Below are 21850 nucleotides of genomic sequence, written 5' to 3'. Positions count from 1 at the left end.
TAGGGGGCACGGCGGAGGGGAGGCGGGTCGGATCAGACGTCGGCGAGCAGGATCGCCGGGCGTTCCACGCAGTCGGCCACGAAGCGCAGGAAGCCGCCGGCCACGCCGCCGTCGCAGACGCGGTGGTCGAAGCTGAGCGACAGTTGCGTGACCTTGCGGACGGTGAGCGCGCCGTCCACCACCCAGGGCTTGTCGACGATGCGGCCCACGCCGAGGAGGGCCGCCTCCGGGTGGTTGATGATGGGCGTGGAGCCGTCGACGCCGAGCACGCCGTAGTTGTTGAGGGTGAAAGTGCCGCCGGTCAACCGGTCGGGCGGCAGGCTTCCGGTCCGGGCCAGCTCCGTCAACCGGGCGAGTTCGGCGGCCAGTTGGACCGTCGTCAGCCGGTGCGCGTCGCGGACGACGGGGACGACCAGCCCGCGTTCGGTCTGGGCGGCGAAGCCCAGGTGGACCTCGTCGTAGCGCAGGATCTCCCGACGCTCGGTGTCGACTGCGGAGTTCAGCTCGGGGTAGCGGCGCAGACCGGCGACGCAGATCCGGGCGAACAGGGCCAACAGCCCGACCCGGCGGCCGGGTTCGGCCGCCTCCAGCGCCTTCTTGGCCCGGAGCAGTCCGGTGGCGTCCACGTCGACCCACGTCGTGGCGTCGGGGATCTCGGTCCGGCTGCGGGAGAGCTTGTCGGCGACGGCTTTACGAACGCCTCGGAGGGGGATGCGAACGGGACCGTCCGAGACGCTCTTCGGTCGGGACACGGGTGCGAGGCCCGGTCGGGGGACGGGCGTGGGCGCCGGTCGGGGGACGGGCGCGGTATCCGGCCGGGACACGGGCGTGGGTTCCGACCGAGACGCAGGTGTCGGCTCCGTGCGGGTCCACCCGCCGGACGGCACCTCCGCGGGCCGCGCGCCCTGGGCGACGGCCTGTTCCACGTCCCGCCGAAGGACGACCCCGGCGGGGCCGGACGGCGTCAGCGCGGTGAGGTCGATCCCGTGGTCCCGGGCCATCCGGCGCACGAGGGGCGAGATGACCCGGGGAGCGTGCGGCTCGATCACCGGCGTCGCCTCGGCCACCGGCCCGGCGGGCGCCGCGGCGGCCCCCACGCGTCGGCGACGCCGGCGCGACGCCGGTTCGTGTCCGGTGCCGTAGCCGATCAGCACGTTGCCCGATCCGGCTTGCTCTTCCTCCCGGTACCGCTCTGCGCCCGGGTTGGCCGACGCCGGTCCCGTCATGGGCTCGCCGGATGGCAAAGACCCGAGGGCCTCGCCCATGCCGCCGCCCGGTCCGCTCGCCGAGCCGGATCGGCGAGACTCGGTACCGACTACGCCGGGCGACGGATCGCCCGAGCGCTCACCCGTGCCGCCGCCCCCGCCGGAGGCATTCGCCCCCACCGTGATCAGCGGTTCCCCCACACCCAGCGCCGTACCCGCCTCCGCGTGCAGGCGCAGCACCGTGCCCGCGTACGGCACCGGCACCTCGACCGCCGCCTTCGCGGTCTCCACCTCGACCACGATCTGGTCGATCGTCACGGTGTCGCCGACGGCGACCTTCCACTCCACGATCTCCGCGTCGGTCAGGCCCTCGCCGAGGTCGGGGAGCCGGAACAGCTGCTCGTGCAGCGTCGCGGTGGTCATGCGACCGCTCCCTTCGACAGGTGCCGGGTGTCGGGCTCGTCGGAGAACTGCAGGCGGTCGACGGCATCGAGGATCCGGTCGACGCCGGGCAGGTGCGCGTGCTCCAGCTTCGGCGGCGGGTACGGGATGTCGAAGCCGGTGACCCGCAGTACGGGAGCGGCCAGCGAATGGAAGCAGCGCTCCTGCACCCGGGCGGCGATCTCCGCGCCGACCCCGGCGAAGCCCTGCGCCTCCTGCACGACCACGCAGCGCCCCGTCCTGCGCACCGACTCCGTGACGGTCTCGTCGTCGAAGGGCACCAGCGTCCGCAGATCCACGACCTCCAGCTCGGTCCCGTCCTCGGCGGCGGCCTCGGCCGCGGCCAGGGCCACCGGAACCGACGGGCCGTACGCGATGACGGTGGCGTCCCGCCCCGCCCGCCGGATCGCCGCCCGCCCGAACGGCAGCGCCCCACGGGTGAGAAGGTCGGTGTCCTCGCGCGACCAGTACAGCTTCTTCGGCTCCAGGAACACCACCGGATCAGGGTCGGCCACCGCGTCCCGCAGCAGCCAGTAAGCGTCCTCGGCCGTGGCCGGGGTGACCACCTTCAGGCCGGGCGTGTGCGCGTAATAGGCCTCGCTGGAGTCGCAGTGGTGCTCCACTCCGCCGATGCCGCCGGCGTAGGGGACGCGGATCACCATCGGCAGGTTGACCCGCCCGCGCGTGCGGTTGCGCAGCTTGGCGACGTGCGAGGCGATCTGCTCGAAAGCCGGGTACGCGAAGGCGTCGAACTGCATCTCCACCACGGGCCGGAACCCGCCCATCGCCATGCCGACCGCCAGCCCGACGATGCCGGCCTCCGCGAGCGGGGTGTCGAAGCAGCGCTGCTCGCCGAAGTCGCGGGTCAGCCCGTCGGTGATGCGGAACACCCCGCCGAGCGGGCCGACGTCCTCACCGAAGACGAGGACGCGTTCGTCCTCATGGAGCGCGTCGCGCAGAGCGGTGTTGAGCGCCTGCGCCATCGTGACCTTGGCCATGGTCGTCAGTCCTCCTGGGCCTGGGTGGTTTCGGCGAGCTCCGCCGCCAACTGGGCACGCTGTTCGCGCAGTTGCGGGGTCGGCTCGGCGTAGACGTGGTCGAACAGCTCCAGCGGGTCCAGGACGGTGTCCGCGTTCATGCCGGCGCGCACCCGCGCCGCCAGCTCCTCGGCCTCCTCCCGCAGCGCCGCCACGTCCTCGTCGGTGAGCGCCCCGCGCGAGCGCAGGTACGCCTCCAGCCGGTCGACCGGGTCGGCGGCCCGCCACCGCTCGACCTCCTCGTCCTCCCGGTAGCGGGTGGCGTCGTCGGCGTTGGTGTGCGCGTCCATGCGGTACGTGTGCGCCTCGACCAGCACCGGGCCCTTCCCGGCGCGGGCGTGCTCGACGGCCGCGTTCAACACCGCCAGCACCGCCACCAGGTCGTTGCCGTCGACCTGTTCGGAGCGCACCCCGTAGCCGATGCCCTTGTAGGCGAGGGCGGGCGCCGCGGTCTGCCGGGCCAGCGGCACGGAGATCGCGTACTTGTTGTTCTGCACGAAGAAGACGACCGGCGCGCGGAAGACGGCCGCGAAGTTCAGCGCCTCGTGGAAGTCGCCCTCGCTGGTCGCCCCGTCGCCGACGAGCGCCATGGCCACGCCGTCCTCGCCCTTGCGGCGCAGGGACTCGGCCATGCCGGTCGCGTGCAGGACCTGGGTGGCCAGCGGGGTGCACTGGGGCGCGACCCGGGTGGCGGCGGGGTCGTAGCCGCAGTGCCAGTCGCCGCGCAGCAGGGTCAGCACCTCGACCGGGTCGATGTCGCGGGTCACCAGGGCGACGGAATCGCGGTAGGTCGGGAACAGCCAGTCGTCCGGGCGCAGCGCGAGCACGGCGCCGATCTGACAGGCCTCCTGACCACGGCTGGACGGATAGACGGCCAGACGGCCCTGCTTGGTGAGGGCGGTCGCCTGGGTGTCGAACCGGCGGCCCAGCACCATCCGCCGCCAGGCCTCCCGCAGGGCCTCGACCGGCGGCTCGGTGTAGTCGGCCGGCCGCCTGGCGACCGGGGTGCCGTCCTCGGCCACGAACCGCACCGGGGACAGGGACGGCAGGAGGCCCTGCACCGTCTGGCGGAGGCTCTTCACAGACATGGAGGGCACTCGCTTTCTCTGGACACTTGACAGGAGAATGGTGGCCATTGCGGAATATGTGTTCAATAGCTCGGCTGAACCGGCGACCAATTGCCGATCGGAAAGCTCTGGGAGGGCAAAGTGTCCGAGGAAATCTCTCCGCAGGGGGCGGCGGCCGGACGAACTGCCGTCCCGCTCGACGACATCGACCGGCAGATCCTGACCCGGCTCCTCCAGGACGGCCGGATCTCGGTCCGCGCCCTCGCCGAACAGGTCCACATCTCCCGGGCCAACGCCTACACGCGCATCGGCCGGCTCGTGGCCGAGGACGTCATCACCGGTTTCACCGCGCAGCTCAACGCCCAGCGGGCCGGCCTCGGCACCAGCGCCTACGTCACGATGGGCATCGACCAGAACGCCTGGCGCGACATCTCCCGCGAACTGCGCGCCATCCCGTACGTGGAGCATGTCGCCCTCGTCACGGGCGATTTCGACGTCCTGGTGCTGGTGCGCGCGCCGGACAATCTGGCGCTGCGCAAGGTGGTGCTGGAGAGCATCCAAGGGGTGCCGGGCGTGCGCTCCACCCGCACCTGGCTCGTCTTCGACGAGGTGCGGGGGCGCGGCGCCACCTGGACGGACTGAGGACCGGCGCGGTCCTACGCCGAGCGGCTCGCGGTCACACGTCGAGCAGCGCGACGGTGGCGGCGGGGCTCCGCGCGGCGACCGTCGGCCGGTCCGGGGCCGCCGGGACGGGAGCCGTCGCCGGTGCGTGCCGCCGCGAGCGCACCACGCGGAACCGTCCGGTGATGAAGTGGGCGCCGGCGCCCGGCAGGTCGGCGCGGGCCGAGGACGGGTCGGCGGGCAGGTCGTCGAGGTTCTCCACCAGATGCACCCCGGCGTCCAGCGCCGCGGTCTCGGCCGCCGCCAGGACCAGCGGGTCGGTGGAGTGCACCGAGGCGTGGAGCGCGCCGTGCCGCGCCATCGTGCGGCGCAGCAGGGCGAGGCTGTGCGAGGTCGATTCGGTGCCCACCAGGAAGGACACGAGTCCGGGCCACTCGCGTGTGTAGATCGGCTCGTCGGAGGCGCGCAGCCGCACCAGCAGCGGGCTGCGCAGGTCGGCGGGCGTCTGCCCGGGGTGGACGACGGGTCCGGAGGCGTGCAGGACGGGGCCGTACCGCGCGGCCTCCGCCAGAGCGTCGCGCACCTCGTCGGCGGTGATCGCGCCCAGCACCCGCGCCGCGCGTGCGGGATGCCCGAGCAGCCGGTCCACGGCGTCACCGAGGTCGGCCCCGAGGTCCCGCAGCGTCCTGTGCCCCTCGTCGGTGGGAAAGCCCCGCTCCGGCACCAGGATGTTCTGCGGTGTGGTGCGTACCGTGCCGCTGCACAGGCACGAGGAGAGGGCGAGGCCCCGCACCAGGCCCCGGTAGTCGTCGGTGGAGTCCACGACCACGGTGTTCAGCCCCGTCCGGTTGGCGAACACGGCGGCCTGGCGGGCGTGTCGCTCCAACCAGTCGGCGAAGCGTGCCGAGCCGGTGAAGTCGACGATGCGCACCGCCGGGTCGGTGGCCAGCCGCCGGTGCACCCGCCGCTCCGGTTCGGCCACCGCCAGGGTGACCACGTTCGGGTCGTGGCCGGCCTCCGCCAGCACCTGGCGCGCGACCAGAACAGTGATCGCCAGCGGCAGGACCGAGCGCGGATGGGGGGCCACGACGACGGGATTGCCGGTCACCAGGCCCGCGAACAGGGCCGGATACCCGTTCCAGAGCGGGAAGTCGGGACAGCCGACGAGCAGGGACACCCCGCGGGGCACCAGGGTGCAGGTGCCCCGCAGCGCCAGCGGCCGCCCACCCCGCTCGGCGCTCTCCCACCGCAGGTCGGCCGGGACGCGTTCCGACTCGGCGAGCGCCTGGGCCACGGCCTCCAGAGCACGGTCCTGGGCCCGTGGCCCGGCGGCCCGGAACGCCGCGTGCAACGGCTGGCCGGTCGTGTGGTGCACGGCGAGGGCCAGCTCGTGGCTACGGGTGTTGAGCCGGCGCAGGATCTCCACGGCCAGCCCGGCGCGCTCGTACGTCCCGGCGGCCCGCCAGCCTGCCGCCGCCCGCCCGGCCGCCGCGACCAGCTCCGCGGGATCGCAGCGCGGGTAGGCGATGGCCAGCGCGACGCCGTACGGCGACGACTCCGTGCGCACCTGCCCGAGTGCGCCGGGCTGCCCCAGAACGAAGGGCCGTCCCAGCAGCGAGCGGAACACCTTCCCCGCGGTGCGGGTGGACCTCATGCCCGCGTCGGCCGCGTCCTGACCGGTCGCCTCGGTGAAGGGGCGACGGCACTCACCGGCGGCGAGGGCACCGACGACATCGTCGAGCAGCTCGCGGTGCCGCTCGTAGGGACCGGGGCGCACGGCCGTCAGCCTCTCCGGATCGCGGCGAGCGCGAGCAGGGCGTCGTTCTCGTCCGGCAGCCCGATCGTCACCCGGACGCCCTCCCCGGGGAACGGGCGGACCACGATCTTCCCGTCCAGGCAGCGCAGGGCGAAGTCCGCGCTGTCCTCGCCGAGCGGCAGCCAGACGAAGTTGGACTGGGAGTCGGGCACCTCGTGGCCCAGCGCGCGCAGCCGTGCGGTGACCCGGTCGCGTTCGGCGACCGTCAGGTCGGCCCGCCGGGCGACCTCCGCGCCCTCGCCGAGGGCGACGACGGCGGCCCGCTGGGCGAGGGCGCTGACACTGAACGGCACCTGCGTGCGGCGCACGTGCGCGGCGATCCCGGGCGGCGCGACGCAGTAGCCGACCCGCAGCCCCGCCAGTCCGTACGCCTTCGAGAAGGTCCGCAGCACCGCCACGTTCGGCCGGTCGCCGAGCAGGGCGAGGCCGTCGGGGACCCGGTCGGGATCGGCGTACTCGCGGTAGGCCTCGTCGACGACGATCAGCACGTCCCGCGGCACCCGGTCCGCGAAGTCGGTCAGGGCCCGCGCGCCGACAGCCGTGGAGGTCGGGTTGTTGGGGTTGCACACGAAGACCAGCCGGGTCCGCGAGGTGATCGCCGAGGCCATCGCGTCCAGGTCGAGTGCGTGGTCGCGCAGCGGCACCCGTACGGCCGTGCCGCCCGCGACGGCGGTGAGGATCGGGTACGCCTCGAACGACCGCCAGCCGAAGACCACCTCGTCACCGGGGCCGACGACCGTGTGCAGCAGCTGCCCGCACACCTCGGAGGATCCGGCGCCCACCGCGATCCGGTCCGGCTCGACCCCGTGGTGCGCGGCCAGGGCCTCGACGAGCGGGGCGGCGTGCAGATCGGGGTAACGCGACACCCCGCCGGCGGCCTCCGCGAGGGTTTCGGCCACCCCCGGCAGCAACCCGTACGGAGACTCGTTGCTGGCCAGCACGATGGCTCCGGGCGATTTGCGGCCCGGGACGTAGGCGGGCAGCTGGGACAGGGACGCACGGACACGCACCATGCTGGACTCGCTTCTGCAGCGCTGGGGCCCGAGGCCTGGCCGTCGGGCACTTGACAGGGGAATCGTGAAGAGAGGACGACAGGCGCTCAACTGTTTGGCGAATTCGGCTACGAATCGCCGAAATCGAAGCAGGTGATCGGCAAACCGTCTTCGGGTGAGCCCCGCGGGGCCGTCGGCACGAGACGGACGGCAGGCCCTCCGCCGGACGCCGGTCACCTTCTTGATCACGGGATGGACACAGCGGGCCGTCGGCACCCCCGCCGCGGACAGCGCACCGGCAGACTCCTCGCCGCTCGAGCCGCGCGATGTCCGCGGCCCGCCCGTTCCGATCGAGGGAGACCATGCACAGCACCCGGACCCGCCTCCGCCACGGAGCCCTGACGGCGTGCGCGGCGGCTCTCACGCTGCTCGCGGTCGGCTGCTCGAAGGAGTCCGCGGGCGCGCAGGACGACGGCTGCCGCGACAACGGCCACTGGTCGCAACGGGAGCGGGCCGCGTGGTTGCGAACCGCGGTGGCCTTTCGCGGGACGGCCGCCGACGTGGCGGACCCGTCCTACGACAAGGCATCGGTCGTCGTCCGTGCGGGGCGCACCGGCGATGTCCGGGTGCTGTGCCAACCGCTCGCCGTGCAGGTCGAGTTCTGGACCCTCACGGCCACGACGACGGGAACGGAGACGTCGTTCGTCATGCGCTACCGGCTGTCCACGGACGGGAGCAGGGCCCGCACCGTCGGATTCCCCGCCGGCCTTCCCGCCGGACAGGACGGCAGCTGCACCCGGGTCCTTGTGGCGGCGTACCCGGGCGCGCCCCTGGCCGACGGGGAACTGCCGTGGACGACGAGGGACTTGGCCACTTCCGGGGAAACGGACGTGCGGTTCGGGACGGCGCGGATCGGCGCGTACCGCCTGCTCCCGCCGCAGGACTCCGCGCCGTGCGACGCGGGCCGGTCGACCACCAGCCCCTCACCCGCCGGCTCGACGGCCTGGAACATCAACCATCCGTGACGCGGTCCGGACCGGGTGGTCGCCCGCGACCCCGGCCAGGTGTGCCGAGCGTGCGGCAGCCGCACGCTCGGCGCGGGAACCCGCCGGCGCGTCTCGTCCCGTCTCGTCCCGTCCGTACTTAATCGATCGCATGAACGGATCTTGCCGGGCAGAATCGGCGGATGCCGACCACCGCGGAGCAACTGCTGTCCGCCCTCGAACCGCTGCCGTTCCCCGCGCGCCTCACCCTGACGGCGCGGACCGCCAGCAGCCTCGCGGACGACGGCACGCTCGCCCCGCTCCTGACCGAGCTGGACGGGCGCGGACCGTACGAGCGGCGGCTCGCGGCGCTGGCGGCCCTCGTCGGGCGGGACGCGGGGTTCCTGGCGGAGCGGCTGGCAGACCCGGACCCGGTCGTCGCCGGGTACGCGTGGCGCGCCGCACGTGACCTGCCCGTGCCGGACCGGGCGGTGGAGGCGGCGTACGACGACGCACCGGCCGTGCTGCGGCAGCACCTGGCCCGTCTGCTCGCCTCGGGAGGCCGCGGCGCACTCGCCGAGCGGCTGGTGGCGCGACTGCGCGCGGAGTGGGGCGACGCCGAGGCCGCACGGCTGCTGCCGGCCTGCTCCACCCCGTTCGTGGCCAGGGAGTTGCCGGGACTGGCGCACGCCGTCGACGGCTGGACGCGGCTCGCGTGCCGACACCCCGACGCGGTGCTCGACCACGCGGAGAAGACCCTGGCCGACCGGGCCGACGGACAGCGGCGGGACGCCTGGTGGCGCCTGCACGCCACCACGGCCGCGGCGCTCGCCCGGCTGCGCCCCGAGCGGCTGCTGACCCTGCTGGAACGGCACGGCCCCTACAGCCTGCCGCCCGCGCTGAACAACGCACTCGGCCCGCTGGTCACCGCCGATGCCGAACGCGTGATCCGCTGGATCACCTCCCCCGACCGCCAGGAACAGCGCCACGAGCCGGTACCACCGCCCGGAGTCCTGCACAGGCTCGTGCGGGCCGAGCCCGCGTCGCTGACCGCGCTCGGCCGTCACTGGCTGAACCGGGGCGGCCACTTCACCGCACTGGTGAAGGCCATGGCACCCGGTCGGCGCCCCGCGTTCGTGGACGCCGTCATCGGCGGCGGGACCACGGGAGAGCCGGCACTGCTCGTTCTCGACCTGCTGCCCCGCGAGCGTCGCTGGGCGGAAGTGCGGAGGGCGGCGGCCGAGTTCGACGGCACCGACTACTGGTGGGACGACCTGGACACCCTCGCCCACGGCCCGATCGAGGAGGCACGCTCCGAGCTGCTCGCCGCGATCGGGCGGTCCGACGCGGACGACCGGGCCGCCGCCTGGCCGCTGTTCGTGGCCTGCGCCGCCCGCGACGGCAGCCGCGAGGCCGTCGGCGAAGTGCTGACCACGGCGGGCCGCCGCCTGCGCAACGACCGGGACCCGGTACGCGCCGCGGCGCTCGGCGCACTCGCCGAAGCGCACCCTCGGCTGTTCGGCTCCGGACACGCTCCCCTGCTGGACAGGATCGCCGCCGACGCCCTGGAGGCACGGGACAGTTCGGCCGGCACCCTGGCGGCGCTGCGCACGCTCGCCGTACGACTGTTCGTCGAGCACGCCACGGACGACGAGACGGCCCTGCGGCACTGGGCCCTGCGCACCCTGGAGGGCATCACGAGCCGGGTCGGCGTCCCCGACTTCGGCCCGCTGCACCGCGTCCTGCGGCGGGGCCAGGAACACCAGGTGCTCGAAGCGCTGCGCCCCTGGCTCGACGCCGGCGCGGGGCGGGCCGACTTCCGGCTGCTGCTGGGCCTGGCCGCCGCGCTGGGACCGCGCGCCCGGCGGCTGCCCGAACTGCAGGACAGGCTGGCCACGGCCCTGGAACGCGGCGACGACGAGACGTTCCGGACGGCGGCCGAGCTGTGGCTGGCCGCACCGGCGACCCGGGACGAGCGGGTCGCCAGGATCGTCGCGCTCGAACCGTCGTCGGTCGTCCTCCCGGCCGTACGGCGGGTGCTGACCCGGCGGCGCACGGATCTGCTGGACACACTGCTCGACGAGACCCCGCCGTACGGCCGCTTCCTGGTGGACGGGGCCCGGCGCCCGCTGCCGGACCTCGGCGACAGCGACCGCTGGCTGCCCCGCCAGCAGCGGGCCACGGTCCGGCTGGCCGGACAGACGGTCGCGGACGATTCGCTTCCGCTCGACGAACGGGCCGCCCTGATCCGGGCCGCGGCCCCGGTGCCCGAGTTCGGGCGGGCCCTGGCGCTCGCGCACACGGACGACGCGGAGGTGGTCGTCGCCGAGGCGGCGCTCGGCGCGCTGCCCTGGACCGACCGGCCCCACGAGACCCTGCCCGCGCTGCTGGAGCACGCGGGCGGCGACCGGGCCCGGGTCGCCGTGTACGCGGCCGCCCGCGCCGCCCGCTTCACCGCCCCGTCCGAACTCGCCCTCGCGCTGGGCGCGTTGCTCACCGGGGAGCGGCCCGCGAAGGTGACCTCCCGCAAGGAGGCCGTACGGCTCGCCGCCCGCTTCCTGCCACCCCGGCGGGCCGTGGCCCTGCTGGCGCGGACCTTCCGGGCCCCCGACCGCCACCCGGACGTGCGGGCCGCCGTCGTCCGTGCCCTGCCACCGCTGCTCGGCGAGCCCGAGGCCCGGCACCTGCTCGAGGACGTCGCACGCGACGACGCCCGGCCCGTGCACGATGCCCTCCTGGCCGTCACCCCCTGGGAGTTGGCCGAGACGCACCGCCGCGCCTACGCCGCCGTCGTCCTCGCGGCGTACGACACCTCCCTCGCGCTCACCGAGGGCTTCGGGAGCGCCTATGCCCGGCTGCGCGCCATGGGGGTGTGGTGCCGCTACGCCCCCGAACTGGCCGACCGTATCTCCGGCACCGTCCGCGACCTCGGCGACCGTAGGCACTGGCAGTTCGCGGGGTGGGCGCTGCGCGACCTGGCCGTGTCCGAGCTGCCGCATCCCCTCGGCGGTGCCGCGCCGGGCAGTGTGTTCCATGGCACGGTGGCCGAGTTGCTGGCCGCGATGCACACGCCGGAAGGCGGCTGTGACGCGCTGGAGGGCCGGGACCTGCCGGCGCTGCAGCGGCTCCGGGCCCTGACGTCGTTCGGCTACGTCGACCGCGTGCGCCCCGAGTTGCTCGAAGCGGTCGCGGAACAGCTGGCGCCGGAACCCCTGCTGGCGGCGGAACGCGCCCACGTGCTGGGCCAGTTGGTCGACCGCGCCGTGGAGCCGACCGCTCTGCTCGAATGGCTGCGGGCCTTCGCGGACGCACTCGAGGATGGCGGGGTGACCGTCGCGGTCCACGCGTCCGACCGACTGCGGACGTTCTCCGCGTACCGCGCCCATCCAGGGCGCGCCGAGGCCCTGTTGACCGCGGCCGACCGTTTCGCCCACGACGGCGGCACCGCGACGGGCCTGCTGGCGGTCGGCCTGGTGAAGGGAACGGGCCCCGCCCTCGGCTGGCCCGAGGAGTGGCGGTCCCTGGTGCGTCTGCTCCGCGGACACGCGAACGCCGACGTACGCCACGAGGCGTACAGGACCACGACGGAGAACGAATGACCCTCGGCGCCGGGACGGGACGCGTCCCCGTGGCTTGAGGAACCATGAAGCATGAACCCGGACGACTGGCACCTCACCGAGGACCTCGACGACTTCCTCGCCCGAGCCGGAGACTTCCTGCGCTCGCGCCCCGCCCCGCACACCGTGCAGCTGACGGTCACCGAGACACTGCGCACCCGCGGGGCGGATGCGTACGGCGCCGGGGCGCCCGTCTTCGGCCGGCTGGAGCGAGCGGGCGAGGTCCGCGCCACCTTCTTCCGCACCCCGCCCCACCGTCTGAGCCTCACCCCGCTCACGCCCGAGCAGGCCGACACCCTCGCCGCCCGTCTCTCCGGCCTCGGCCACCCCCTCCCCGGTGTCGGCGCGGACCACGCCACCGCCACCGCCTTCGCCCGGGCCTGGCAGCGGCACACCGGCGCGACGCCGGAGCTCCGCGAACGGCAGCGCCTGTACCGCCTCGGCACGCTCACCCCGCCGCGGCCGCTCCCGGAGGGCCGGAGCCGGGTCGCGGGCGAGCAGGACCGCGACCGACTCGTCCGCTGGCACCACGAGTTCGCCGCCGACATCGCAGAGGCCCCCGTCGCCGACGCCGGCTCCCGGGCGGCCGACCGCTTCGCGGACAGCCACGTCACGTTCTGGGAGACCCCGGACGGCACTCCTGTCTCCATGGCGGGCATGACCCCGATGACCGCCGGCCAGATCAGGGTGACGCCCGTCTACACCCCGGCCCCTCTACGCGGTCGCGGCTACGCGGGCGCCGTGACGGCCGAGGTGAGCCGCGCCGCGCTGGCGGCCGGCGCGACAGAGGTCCTGCTGTTCGCCGACCTGGCCAACCCCACCAGCAACGCCCTCTATCGGCGCATCGGATACGTTCCGGTCACCGACTTCGCCGTGTACGACTTCTCGTACGCCGGGGCGAAAGCCCGTTGAGAACCCCGGGTGGGAACATCCGGGGTCACGGCTGCGGCTGGGCGCCGCACCCGGCCAAGGCTGCTTCGGGAGTGGTCGGTTTGCGGAGCATGAGCAGGGCCGCGTCGTCGTGCAGTCGGCCGCCCACATGCTCGAGCAACTCGTCGTGGAGGGCCGTGAGGGTGTGGGCCGGCTCGTCGGACAGGTGGCGTGCCAGCCGCTCCGTGAGCGGGTAGAACGCGCGGTCGCGGTCGCGTGCCTCCGTGACGCCGTCGGTGTAGAGCAGCAGCTGATCACCGTCGCCGAAGGGCAGCGTCTGGAGGCCGGGGGTCTCGCCCGTGAGGGCGCGCAGCCCGAGGGGCGGGGCCGGACGGGCGGGCTCCACCGGTACGACTCCGGAGCCGCGCACCAGCAGCGGCGGCGCGTGCCCGCAGTTGACCAGCTCCAGCCGTCCCGGCCGAGGGTGTCCGGCGATCACGGCGGTGACGAAGTCGTCGCAGCGGAGGTTGCGCGCCAGACTCCGCTCGATCCGGTCGACGACGGCGAGCAGGTCGGGCTCCTCGTACGCCGCCTCGCGGAAGACCCCGACCACCAGGGCGGCGACCCCCACCGCGGGCAGCCCCTTGCCGCGTACATCGCCGACGATCAGCCGCACCCCGTACGGGGTGGGCACCAGCGCGTAGAGATCTCCGCCGATACGGGCCTCCGCGGCGGCGGCGCTGTACCGGACGGCCACCTGGAACGGGCCGACGGTCGCCGGTACGGGCTGGAGAAGCGCGTGCTGGGCGGCCTCGGCGACCGAGCGGACGGCCGCGAGCACCCGCTCGCGCCGCCCCCGCAACGCGCTGGCCAGTCCACTGGCCAGGGTGACGGCCAGCAGGGCGGACAGTACGGCGGCCAGCTCGCGGCCCGGCGCCCCGCCGTGGACGCCGAGCAGCGTGCCCAGCCCCCCGGCGAGGAGGCCGACGCAGAGGACCCCGTGCGGCCCGCTGGTGGTGGCGGCCAGCGCGGGCCCCGCGGCCAGCAGCGGCAGCCAGGTCAGCCCGGCTCCGCCGGGGAGGCCGACGGCCACGATGACCGAAACGATCAGCACGGGCAGGACGGGCGTACGGGAGGCCAGCTGCGCGGCGACGCGATGGCGGGCCACCGTCCCCGGGGCGGCCGCTCGTTTCCTGGACGGCGGGACCGACCCGTGGTCGATGCCGCGCTCTCGGGTGTGACTCATGTCTGTGCCCGCAGTCCTCACCTGTGCGTGGAGCTCGCGCTCCGGAATTGTCCGTTTGATCCAGGAAAGGGGATGGGGTCGGGCACCACAAGGAGACGATTTTCAGATAGTGAGTGACAGGCCCCTGGTCACGCGGTTCGCGGTCGGGAGCAGCCGCGCCCGGACCTCCTCGAGCCGGGAGAGCCGGTCCGCCCGCAGCGACACACCGAGCGAGCCGAGCGTGTCCCCGCTGTACACGGGCACCGCGATGCAGACCGTGCCGAGGGCGTACTCCTCCAGGTCCGTGACGGCCGGCGCGACGGGGGAGGAGTCCAGTCGCCGGAGCAGTTCCGGGGCGTCGGTGATGGTCCGCGGGGTGAGATCGGCCAGCCGGTGCCGGGAGAGATAGTCCTTGCGGGAGTCCTCGTCCAGCTCGCGCAGCACCGACTTGCCCAGCGCGGTCGCGTGCCCGGCGTCCTCGAACCCCACCCAGAGATCGACCCGGGGAGCGCGTGCGCTGTCGACGATCTCGGCGACCCGGATCTCGCCGTCCTCGTAGAAGGTGAGGTAGGCGGCGCTGGTCAGCTCGTCGCGCAGCGCGGCGAGCGTCGGACGGACCCGGCTGAGCAGCGCCTGTCCCCGGCCCGTGGTGTGCAGCGTCTGCACCTTGTCGCCCAGGACGAACCCGCCGTCGCCCAGCTTCCGCAGATAGCCGTCGTGCACCAGGGTCCGCAGCAGGTGATAGGCGGTGGCGAGGGGCAGCTCCGTCTCGCGTGCCAGCTGTTTCGCCGGCGCGCCGTTCTCGTGCGCGCTCACCGCCTCCAGCAGGCGGAAGGCCCGCTGCACGGAGGTGATGAGCGTGGGGCCGGGGCCTTCGTGCTCAGCCATAGGACCAGCGTGCGCCGGGCGCGCGGCACGGGCAAGCGCCGCCCGGCGGGGCCCGGTGCTCGCGCGGCTCCTCGTACAGGCGGGACGGTCACTTCCACCCGTAGGCGTAGGCGGCGACCCAGGTGATGTCGAGTTGGGCGCTGCTGCCCGGAGCCGCGCCCGGCCCCTGCAGGGCGCTCTCGTTCTGCAGTACCCAGGACAGGGGCCGGTCCGGCACGTCCCGGGTGTCGTGACCCACTTGCCGGCCGTCCACGAAGAAGCGCACCTGTCCGGGCGTCCACTCCGTCGACACGGTGTGCCACTCGGTCCAGTCGTCGCTTCCGGGGAAGTAGCTCTGCTCGCCGCCGCCGCAGGGATGGTGGAAGGCGGTGAGGTCGCCGGTCCACTCGCCCTCGGGATGATCCATCTCGCAGCCCCCGCCGTAGTGCAGCCAGGCGGACTTGTATCCCGGAGCGAGCTTCGTCACCTTGATACGGGCGCTGTACTTGCCGTACCTCATCTGCATGACGGCACGAGGTACCACTGCGGCAGCGTGCACGGGACCCCCGTCGGCGGGCCGCCACATCCGGATGTACATCCTGCCGTCGCCGTTCTCCGCAGGACCCACGCTCACGGTGTCCTCCGGGTGGTAGACGCCCACGACGTCCCGGCCCCGGTCGTTCGCCGTGTCGCGCCAACCGGTCGGATAGGCCCACCAGTTGTCACGGTACGTGCCGCGCAGGCCTCCGCAGTACGCGGCGGACGTATCGACCCGGTGATCGCAGTCGCCGAACGCGCCGAGCGGCACCCGGTCGCCGTCGAAGTCCTCCGCGAGGACCTGCCAGAAGGGCCCGCAGTCGCCTCGGGGCAGGTCGGTGCCCGAGGCGCGGCAGGCGTCGGCCGACACGGGCGCTCCCTCGGCCCGCGGAACACCGAGCAGAGCCACCAGGAGCATGAGACTCGTGGATGGCCACAGTGCGCGTCCACGACGTTTCGGTGCCGCGTGCGAACCCATCGGAAAGCCCCCTTTGACCCACTGCGGGATGGGTGGTGCGAGGGAGCATCCTGACCGTGGGGCCGGTCCGGCGCCATCCCCGGAACGGGGGGCCTACCGGAGGGTCCGACTCCGGCTCCGGTTCCGGCTCCGCGGTGCCGAAGCCTGCGCGCGCGAGGGCGTGCGCCGTGGTGCCGATGCCCGCCGGTCGTGCCGACCGGCGCGACGATGGGGACGGTCGCGGCACCGAGGTGTTACATCCGGCGGAACTCGGTACTCCGCACGGAGGCAGGAACGAGCCAACGGTCTCCGGAGGCGATCATGACTGACGAGAACATGGCGGACGACGCCTATCAGCCCACGGGCGGCAACGAGGAGCAGGAGGACGCCGCCCCGCTGGATCTCCAGGACGCGGTCGACGAGCGCACCTACGACGACATGCTGGACGAGGGCTACTCGCCGCCGGAGAAGCCGCTGGGTGTCACCAAGAGCGGCACCACGGCGGCCGAGCAGCACGAGGGGGAGTCCCTGGACGACAGGCTGCGTCAGGAGGTCCCCGACGTGGACGTGCCGGCCGGGGACGGTATCGGCGACCTGCCGGGCGGCGAGGGCGAACCACTCGACCCGGAGGCCGGCTGGGACCGCGCCGGTCGCCTGGTCGCGCCGGACGAGGGCGCGCGCACGGACACCACCAAGGAACTCGTCGCCGAGGACGAGGGCATCGACGGTGGAGCGGCGGGCGCGGAGGAGGCGGCGATGCACGTCGTCCCCGACGACCGACTCCCCTCGCCGGACGAGCGGGAGACCTGACACGCCCCAGCAGGTCGCACCACGCCGCACCGCACGGAGGCGGCCGGCCGCGTGGTCGGTCGGCCACCGGTTCCCTTACGGCCGCCGCGGTGGCCCGCACGGCCGCCGTCGGCACGGTGACGGGCCTGGCCGCGCCTCGACCGTCCGCCGCCTCCCGGGCCTCCCGCTGGTCCGCCGCCTTCCGCAGACCGGGCGGCGGCGGGCGGCGTGGTCGCTTCGCGCCGGCGCGAAGCAGCCGGGCGTCTCGGCCTCCATGCCGTTCATCCGGATGCTCCGGCGTTGTCGAATGCGGCGGTCCCCGATCGACGTGAGGGTGCAGGCAGTACATCCCAGACCTCAGGAGCACCCATCGTGACCGTGACCGCGGATATGGCCATCTCCCTCGACGGCTACATCGCCGGCACCGACGTCTCGCTCGACAACCCGGGAGGCGACGGCGCCGAGCCGCTGTTCGAGTGGATCCACGGGCTGGCGAGCTGGCGGGAGCGCCAGGGCATGACCGGCGGGGAGGAGAACCGCGACTCCGAGCTGATGCGCGAGTGGTTCGACGCCACCGGAGCGGTGGTCATGGGCCGGATGATGTACGACACGGGCGAGGAGTTCTGGGGCGACAACCCGCCGTTCCGGGCCCCGGTCTTCGTGCTCACCCACCGCCCCCGGCCCACCCTGGTCAAGGAGGGCGGCACCACCTTCACGTTCGTCACCGACGGCATCCACAGCGCCCTGGACCGGGCGAAGGCCGCGGCCGGGGACCGGAACGTCGACATCGCGGGCGGGGCGAACACGGTGCGGCAGTACCTCCGGGAAGGGCTCGTCGACGAGCTGCAACTGCACGTCGTTCCCGCGCTCCTCGGCGCGGGGCTGAGGCTCTTCGACGAGCCGGGTGCGGGGCGGCGCGACCTCGAACCGATCAGGGTGGTCCACACCCCTCTCGCCACCCACCTGAAGTACCGCTTCGCGAGGTGAACGGTTCGAACGAACCGTGACCGACGCGGAGCCGGCCGGCTGACGCTCCGCACACTCCCCGCATCCCCTACACCCCCCACATCCCCCACACCCCCCGACTGTGACGGGGATCACTCCCGATGGAAAACCCACCGCCCGGGCCCCGCGTCTAGCGGGTGTGAGATCAGTCAGGAAAGCACCCGACGAGCCGGACGAGGAGCGCCTCGTCCGGCTGGTGGCGAGGGGCGACCGCGCGGCGTTCGAAGAGCTGTACCGGCGCACCGCGCCATGGCTGGCGGTGCGGTTGCGGCGCCGCTGCGCCGACGAGCAGATCGTCGCCGAGGTCATGCAGGAGACGTATCTGGCGGTGTGGCGCGCCGCGGGCGCGTTCGCCGGGGCCGCGGTCGGCGGGACCGCCGTCGGCTGGCTCTGGACGATCGCGGCACGCCGTCTCGTCGACGCGTTCCGCCGCAGGGCCCACCACGCGGAGCCGCCGCCCGCGGCTGCCGCGCAGCCCATGGCACCCGCCGCCGAGGACGAGGCACTCGCGTCGAGCGTCGGCGGTGACGTCGGGGACGCGCTGCGGCGCCTCGCGCCCGAACTCAGACAAGTACTGCAGGCCATGGTGCTCGACGGACTGTCCGTCCGGGAGACCTCGGTCCTGCTCGGCGTGCCCGAGGGCACGGTCAAGACCCGCGCCCGCCGGGCCCGGACCGAGATGCGGAGGGCCCTGGCATGAGCGTGGAACACGCGTCGACGCGGCTCATCGACGGATACGCGCGCGGCGACACGGACATCGCCGCCGACGAGGTGTGGGCCCTGGAGGCCCACCTGGAGGGGTGCCCGGTCTGCCGGGACAGGCTGTCGGCCGCCACCGCGACGGCGCCCGCCGTGGCGGCACTGGTCGCCACCGTCTGGTCCGACCTCGAACCCCGGCTGGCCGCCACCCCCACGATGCCCCGCCGCCGACGCTGGTCGGCACGGTTGTCGAGGTGGCTGACGCCCACGATGGCGCCCTGGCTGGCCATGGTCATGAGCGTGACCCTGCTCGCGCTGCTGCTCGACCTGGCCGACAGCGGCACGGGGTACGGCTCCGGCCAGGTGTCGCTGGTGCTGCTCCTCGCCCCCGTCCTGCCCGTGCTCGGCGTCGCGGCGTCGTGGTCGCGCGGCCTGGACCCGGCGTACGAGCTGACGGCCTCCGTGCCCAGAGCCGGGCTCCCCCTGGTGCTGCGGCGCACCGCGTCCGTGCTCGCCGTCGTCGTGCCCGCGCTGCTGGCGGGCGGATGGGTGACGGGGGTGACGACCGCGCAGTGGCTGCTGCCCTGTCTGGCCTTCACCTCGACCACCCTGGCGCTCGGCGGAGTCGTCGGCGTGACCCGTGCCGCCGTCGCGCTGGTCGTGGTGTGGGCCGCCGTGGTCGTGGCGCCGACCCTGGCCACCAGCCATACGCCCTTCGCCCTGCGGACGGACGGCCTGCCCGTCTGGGGGCTGATCCTCACCCTCGGCATCGGTGTCGTGATCGCCCGCAGGGGCGCGTACGCCGTGCTGGGAGCCCATCGATGACCAACCGGAAGGAACACCACGTGATGTCCGCGGTGAGCGCGGCCGACCTCGCGCCGACGCCCTACGCCTGGGAGATACGGGCCACGGGGCTGAAGGTCAGGGTCGGCCGGAAACGGATGGCCGTCGACGGGCTGGACCTGTCGTTGGGCACCGGCGTGCACGGCCTGCTCGGACCCAACGGGGCCGGCAAGACCACCCTCATCCGGGCGCTGGCCACCGTGCTGCGCCCCGCCGAGGGCACCCTGGAACTGCTCGGCGAGTCGGCGGGCGGCCTGGGCGAACACCGGGCGCTGCGCCGCCGGATCGGCTACCTGCCCCAGGAGTTCGGCTACTACAAGCGCTTCACGGTGCGCGAGTTCGTCGAGTACATGGCGTGGCTGAAGGAGGTCCCCAAGGCGGACATTCCGGCGGCGGTGCAGCGGGCGGTCGAGCGGGTCGGCCTCGCGGACCGCGCCGACGACAGGATGAAATCCCTGTCGGGCGGCATGGTGCGGCGCGTCGGCATCGCCCAGGCCATCGTCAACGACCCGGCGATCCTGCTTCTCGACGAGCCGACGGTCGGCCTGGACCCGGCCCAACGGCTCCGCTTCCGGGAGCTGTTGCAGGAGCTGGGCACGGACACCTGCGTCGTCGTCTCGACCCATCTGGTGGAGGACGTCGCCGCCGCCTGCACCGATGTGGTGCTCTTCGCCGAGGGCCGGCTGGTCTTCCAGGGCACCCCGGACGAACTGGCCGCGGCGGGCGGACCCGAACACGTGGGCGACAGCCCGCTGGAGCGCGGCTACTCGGCGCTGCTGCTCGACCCCGAACAGGCAAGGGGGACCTGGTGAACGTCCGTGTCCTGCGTATCGAGTTGAGGCGTTCCGTCGCCCCGTGGGCCGGCGCCGTGACGCTGACCGTCTCCCTCGCGTTCCTCTACCTGCTGAGCGGACCATGGTGGAAGGGCACCGCGCTGTGGACGACCCAGTGGACGTCCATGGCCCTGTGGACCCGCTTCCTGCTGGTCTTCCTGTGGCCGCTCGCCATGGCGCTCGGGGCGCTCCAGGGGCTGCGCGACCACCGTTCGCGGATGTCCGAGCTGCTGACAAGCACACCACGACCCGCCCGGCACCGCGCCGCCACGACCGCGGGCGCGACGGCGATCACGCTGGCCTCGGCCTTCGCGCTCCTCGTCCTCCTGGGCGCGGTCCAGGTGCTCGGCGCCACCGAGTACACGCACCTCGGCTGGCTGCCGATCTCGCTCGTCGGCACACTCGCCCTCGTCGCGGGGGCCGTCCTCGGCATGGGGCTCGGGCGCAGCCTCCCCTCCCCGCTGACCCCGCCCGCGCTGGCCGTGGCCGCCTTCGTGTTCGTCAACCTCCTGCGGCTGTCGACGGGCTCGGGGATACCGACGACCACGGCGCCGACCCGGGTCGCGCTGCTGTCACCGCCGGTGGACGAGGTACGCGACGTGTTCCTCACGCTCTCCGCCCCCGTGCATCTGGGCCAGACGGTCTGGCTGTTCGGCATGGCCGCGACCGGCTTCGCGCTGCTGGCCGCCGCGACCCCGCGCGCTCGCCTGCTCGCCCTGGCACCCGTCCTGGCGTGCGCGGCCGTCGCCCTGCTCCTCTTCCCCTCGGACCCGCGCCGGGCGTACGTCGTCGACGAGGCCGCCGCGGCCCAGGTGTGCGACGGCCCGGTGTGCGTGGCGATGGCGCACCAGGACCGCCTCGCCGGCCTCGCGGGTCCCGGCAAGAAGGCGCTCCGCCTCCTGCGGGGCGTCCTCGGCGGCGAGGCACCGACGTCCGTCCGGGAGAGCACCGCCCCACGGGGGATCTTCGACCCGCCGGATCGGTCCCGCACGTCCGTGCTCGTCGACTTCGACGACTTCGTGATCGCCGACGCGAAGGGCGAGGAACTGACCCGGGTCCTGCTCGCACAGGGCATGGTGCCGCTCTGCTCCGCCCGCAGCGCCAACGAGAGCGGCACGCTCGGCGAGATCGCCGCGCAGAGCGTGGCGGCGGGCTGGGTCCTCGGTGACCTCAGGCCGTTCAACGGGGCCATGCACGCGTCGAGCGACCAACTCGCCGCGGCCCGCCCGGTGTTGACGGAACTCAAGGCGCTGCCCTGGTCCGAACAGGTCGCACGCGTCAAGTCGGCGCACACCGCCGCCGTCTCCTGCGAAGGCGACCCGCTCGACGTCCTGGACGGCGGTACGTCCCGGTGAGATGGCTGACGCTGTACGCCCGCTCCCGGCAGGTGCCCGCGTCGCTCGCCGCCGTGGTGATCGGCACGGTGGCGGTGTGGGCACTCGTCGCCCGGGACGGCGGCGGGGGGCCGGCCGATCCGAAGCTGCCCGTGTTCGTCCTGGTCGCGGGGGTGACGGCGGCCTCGACCGGGCTCGGTGGGCAGGACCTCGCGCTGGACCGCACGGCCGCGATCCGCTGGAGGCCCCGCAGAGCGGCACATGTGCTGCTCATCGGCATGGTCGTCTGTGCCGTGCTCCTCGCGGTACAGACGATGGGCGGGGAGGACCTGGCAGCCACCGCGTTCGTCGTCCGCGACAGCGCGGGGCTGATGGGCCTCGCCGCCGTCGGAGCGGTGGTGTGCGGGGCGCAGTACGCGTGGACCCTGCCGATCGCCTGGCTGTCGTTCTCGGTCTTCGCCCCGCCTTCGACGAGTGTGCCGATGCAGGTGGCGAACTGGATGCTGCTGCCGCCCGGCACGACGACGGCCACCTGGACGGCCCTGACCCTCGCGGTCACCGGCACCACGGCCTACGCCCTCGCCGGCCCGAGGCGGTAGCGGCCCGAGACGG

19 protein-coding genes are annotated in these 21850 nt (G+C 74.0%); 11 read left to right on the top strand and 8 right to left on the bottom strand.

All coding sequences use genetic code 11. From position 1 onward, the window contains the following. Window positions 1-32: 32 nt before the first annotated feature. Genes OG202_RS06350 through pdhA form a run of 3 tightly spaced genes read right to left on the bottom strand, consistent with a single transcriptional unit; the run spans window position 33 to window position 3771 of the window. Window positions 33-1628 carry a dihydrolipoamide acetyltransferase family protein gene (locus tag OG202_RS06350; RefSeq protein ID WP_328222470.1) on the bottom strand — a complete coding sequence of 532 codons (1596 nt, stop codon included), beginning with the start codon at window positions 1626-1628 and terminating at the stop codon, window positions 33-35. Further along, window positions 1625-2644 carry an alpha-ketoacid dehydrogenase subunit beta gene (locus OG202_RS06345; protein ID WP_327731021.1) on the bottom strand — a complete coding sequence of 340 codons (1020 nt, stop codon included), beginning with the start codon at window positions 2642-2644 and terminating at the stop codon, window positions 1625-1627. Before OG202_RS06345 ends, OG202_RS06350 begins: the two co-directional genes overlap by 4 nt. Window positions 2645-2649: 5 nt before the next feature. Beyond that, window positions 2650-3771: a pyruvate dehydrogenase (acetyl-transferring) E1 component subunit alpha gene (gene pdhA, locus OG202_RS06340; RefSeq protein ID WP_327731022.1), complete on the bottom strand. Its 1122-nt coding sequence runs from the start codon at window positions 3769-3771 to the stop codon at window positions 2650-2652. Window positions 3772-3891: 120 nt separating this feature from the next. Between pdhA and OG202_RS06335 the strand changes: the two genes are divergently transcribed. Then, window positions 3892-4392: an Lrp/AsnC family transcriptional regulator gene (locus OG202_RS06335; protein ID WP_327731023.1), complete on the top strand. Its 501-nt coding sequence runs from the start codon at window positions 3892-3894 to the stop codon at window positions 4390-4392. Between the two features lie 34 nt (window positions 4393-4426). On the opposite strand, the gene OG202_RS06330 is transcribed toward OG202_RS06335, so the two are convergent. Beyond that, window positions 4427-6148, bottom strand: coding sequence for an aldehyde dehydrogenase family protein (locus OG202_RS06330; protein ID WP_327731024.1), 1722 nt, complete (start codon window positions 6146-6148; stop codon window positions 4427-4429). Window positions 6149-6153: 5 nt separating this feature from the next. Next, complete coding sequence (gene hisC, locus OG202_RS06325; RefSeq protein WP_327731025.1) at window positions 6154-7200, bottom strand: histidinol-phosphate transaminase; 1047 nt, start codon at window positions 7198-7200, stop codon at window positions 6154-6156. Window positions 7201-7541: 341 nt separating this feature from the next. Here hisC and OG202_RS06320 point away from each other — a divergent pair, with 341 nt between their 5' ends. The 3 genes from OG202_RS06320 (at window position 7542) to OG202_RS06310 (ending at window position 12691) form a co-directional block, all read left to right on the top strand. After that, window positions 7542-8204, top strand: a complete 663-nt coding sequence (locus OG202_RS06320) for a hypothetical protein (RefSeq protein WP_327731026.1) — start codon at window positions 7542-7544, stop codon at window positions 8202-8204. A gap of 161 nt (window positions 8205-8365) precedes the next feature. Then, window positions 8366-11761 carry a hypothetical protein gene (locus tag OG202_RS06315; RefSeq protein ID WP_328222469.1) on the top strand — a complete coding sequence of 1132 codons (3396 nt, stop codon included), beginning with the start codon at window positions 8366-8368 and terminating at the stop codon, window positions 11759-11761. A gap of 51 nt (window positions 11762-11812) precedes the next feature. Beyond that, window positions 11813-12691, top strand: coding sequence for a GNAT family N-acetyltransferase (locus OG202_RS06310; protein ID WP_328222468.1), 879 nt, complete (start codon window positions 11813-11815; stop codon window positions 12689-12691). A 25-nt stretch (window positions 12692-12716) separates the two neighbouring features. Here OG202_RS06310 and OG202_RS06305 read toward each other — a convergent pair whose 3' ends face one another. From OG202_RS06305 to OG202_RS06295, 3 genes are all read right to left on the bottom strand, one after another. After that, window positions 12717-13895 carry a PP2C family protein-serine/threonine phosphatase gene (locus OG202_RS06305; protein WP_328222467.1) on the bottom strand — a complete coding sequence of 393 codons (1179 nt, stop codon included), beginning with the start codon at window positions 13893-13895 and terminating at the stop codon, window positions 12717-12719. Window positions 13896-13997: 102 nt separating this feature from the next. Then, a complete protein-coding gene (locus OG202_RS06300; protein ID WP_328222466.1) occupies window positions 13998-14762 on the bottom strand; it encodes an IclR family transcriptional regulator in 765 nt (254 codons plus the stop codon). 88 nt (window positions 14763-14850) lie between these two features. Beyond that, on the bottom strand, window positions 14851-15696 hold the full coding sequence (locus OG202_RS06295; RefSeq protein ID WP_328222465.1) for a glycoside hydrolase family 16 protein: 846 nt from the start codon (window positions 15694-15696) through the stop codon (window positions 14851-14853). A 360-nt stretch (window positions 15697-16056) separates the two neighbouring features. Here OG202_RS06295 and OG202_RS06290 point away from each other — a divergent pair, with 360 nt between their 5' ends. From OG202_RS06290 to OG202_RS06260, 7 genes are all read left to right on the top strand, one after another. Beyond that, a complete protein-coding gene (locus tag OG202_RS06290) occupies window positions 16057-16545 on the top strand; it encodes a DUF5709 domain-containing protein (protein WP_327731031.1) in 489 nt (162 codons plus the stop codon). A gap of 351 nt (window positions 16546-16896) precedes the next feature. Continuing rightward, window positions 16897-17511: a dihydrofolate reductase family protein gene (locus tag OG202_RS06285; protein ID WP_327731032.1), complete on the top strand. Its 615-nt coding sequence runs from the start codon at window positions 16897-16899 to the stop codon at window positions 17509-17511. Window positions 17512-17668: 157 nt separating this feature from the next. After that, the gene (locus OG202_RS06280; protein WP_326584744.1) at window positions 17669-18229 is read left to right on the top strand and encodes an RNA polymerase sigma factor; all 561 of its coding nucleotides are present in this window, start codon (window positions 17669-17671) and stop codon (window positions 18227-18229) included. Beyond that, window positions 18226-19053 carry a zf-HC2 domain-containing protein gene (locus OG202_RS06275; RefSeq protein WP_326584745.1) on the top strand — a complete coding sequence of 276 codons (828 nt, stop codon included), beginning with the start codon at window positions 18226-18228 and terminating at the stop codon, window positions 19051-19053. The genes OG202_RS06280 and OG202_RS06275 overlap by 4 nt, the downstream gene beginning before the upstream one ends. Next, window positions 19050-19883, top strand: coding sequence for an ABC transporter ATP-binding protein (locus tag OG202_RS06270; protein ID WP_327731033.1), 834 nt, complete (start codon window positions 19050-19052; stop codon window positions 19881-19883). The genes OG202_RS06275 and OG202_RS06270 overlap by 4 nt, the downstream gene beginning before the upstream one ends. Continuing rightward, window positions 19880-21259 (top strand): hypothetical protein, encoded by a 1380-nt coding sequence (locus OG202_RS06265; protein ID WP_327731034.1) that lies wholly within the window; start codon window positions 19880-19882, stop codon window positions 21257-21259. The genes OG202_RS06270 and OG202_RS06265 overlap by 4 nt, the downstream gene beginning before the upstream one ends. Continuing rightward, window positions 21256-21837, top strand: coding sequence for a hypothetical protein (locus OG202_RS06260; protein WP_327731035.1), 582 nt, complete (start codon window positions 21256-21258; stop codon window positions 21835-21837). The genes OG202_RS06265 and OG202_RS06260 overlap by 4 nt, the downstream gene beginning before the upstream one ends. Window positions 21838-21850: the final 13 nt, after the last annotated feature.

The organism is Streptomyces sp. NBC_00310 (assembly GCF_036208085.1).
GTDB lineage: Bacteria > Actinomycetota > Actinomycetes > Streptomycetales > Streptomycetaceae > Streptomyces.
Note: the sequence above shows the minus strand (reverse complement) of the source record. Positions and strands in the feature narration are given on the sequence as shown.

What these genes read in the sequence shown, in the direction of transcription:
- OG202_RS06350 (WP_328222470.1), bottom strand. Translation starts at nt 1,628, where the DNA reads ATGACCACCGCGACGCTGCACGAGCAGCTGTTCCGGCTCCCCGACCTC.
- OG202_RS06345 (WP_327731021.1), bottom strand. Translation starts at nt 2,644, where the DNA reads ATGGCCAAGGTCACGATGGCGCAGGCGCTCAACACCGCTCTGCGCGAC.
- pdhA (WP_327731022.1), bottom strand. Translation starts at nt 3,771, where the DNA reads ATGTCTGTGAAGAGCCTCCGCCAGACGGTGCAGGGCCTCCTGCCGTCC.
- hisC (WP_327731025.1), bottom strand. Translation starts at nt 7,200, where the DNA reads ATGGTGCGTGTCCGTGCGTCCCTGTCCCAGCTGCCCGCCTACGTCCCG.
- OG202_RS06320 (WP_327731026.1), top strand. Translation starts at nt 7,542, where the DNA reads ATGCACAGCACCCGGACCCGCCTCCGCCACGGAGCCCTGACGGCGTGC.
- OG202_RS06315 (WP_328222469.1), top strand. Translation starts at nt 8,366, where the DNA reads ATGCCGACCACCGCGGAGCAACTGCTGTCCGCCCTCGAACCGCTGCCG.
- OG202_RS06310 (WP_328222468.1), top strand. Translation starts at nt 11,813, where the DNA reads ATGAACCCGGACGACTGGCACCTCACCGAGGACCTCGACGACTTCCTC.
- OG202_RS06305 (WP_328222467.1), bottom strand. Translation starts at nt 13,895, where the DNA reads ATGAGTCACACCCGAGAGCGCGGCATCGACCACGGGTCGGTCCCGCCG.
- OG202_RS06300 (WP_328222466.1), bottom strand. Translation starts at nt 14,762, where the DNA reads ATGGCTGAGCACGAAGGCCCCGGCCCCACGCTCATCACCTCCGTGCAG.
- OG202_RS06295 (WP_328222465.1), bottom strand. Translation starts at nt 15,696, where the DNA reads ATGCTCCTGGTGGCTCTGCTCGGTGTTCCGCGGGCCGAGGGAGCGCCC.
- OG202_RS06290 (WP_327731031.1), top strand. Translation starts at nt 16,057, where the DNA reads ATGACTGACGAGAACATGGCGGACGACGCCTATCAGCCCACGGGCGGC.
- OG202_RS06275 (WP_326584745.1), top strand. Translation starts at nt 18,226, where the DNA reads ATGAGCGTGGAACACGCGTCGACGCGGCTCATCGACGGATACGCGCGC.
- OG202_RS06270 (WP_327731033.1), top strand. Translation starts at nt 19,050, where the DNA reads ATGACCAACCGGAAGGAACACCACGTGATGTCCGCGGTGAGCGCGGCC.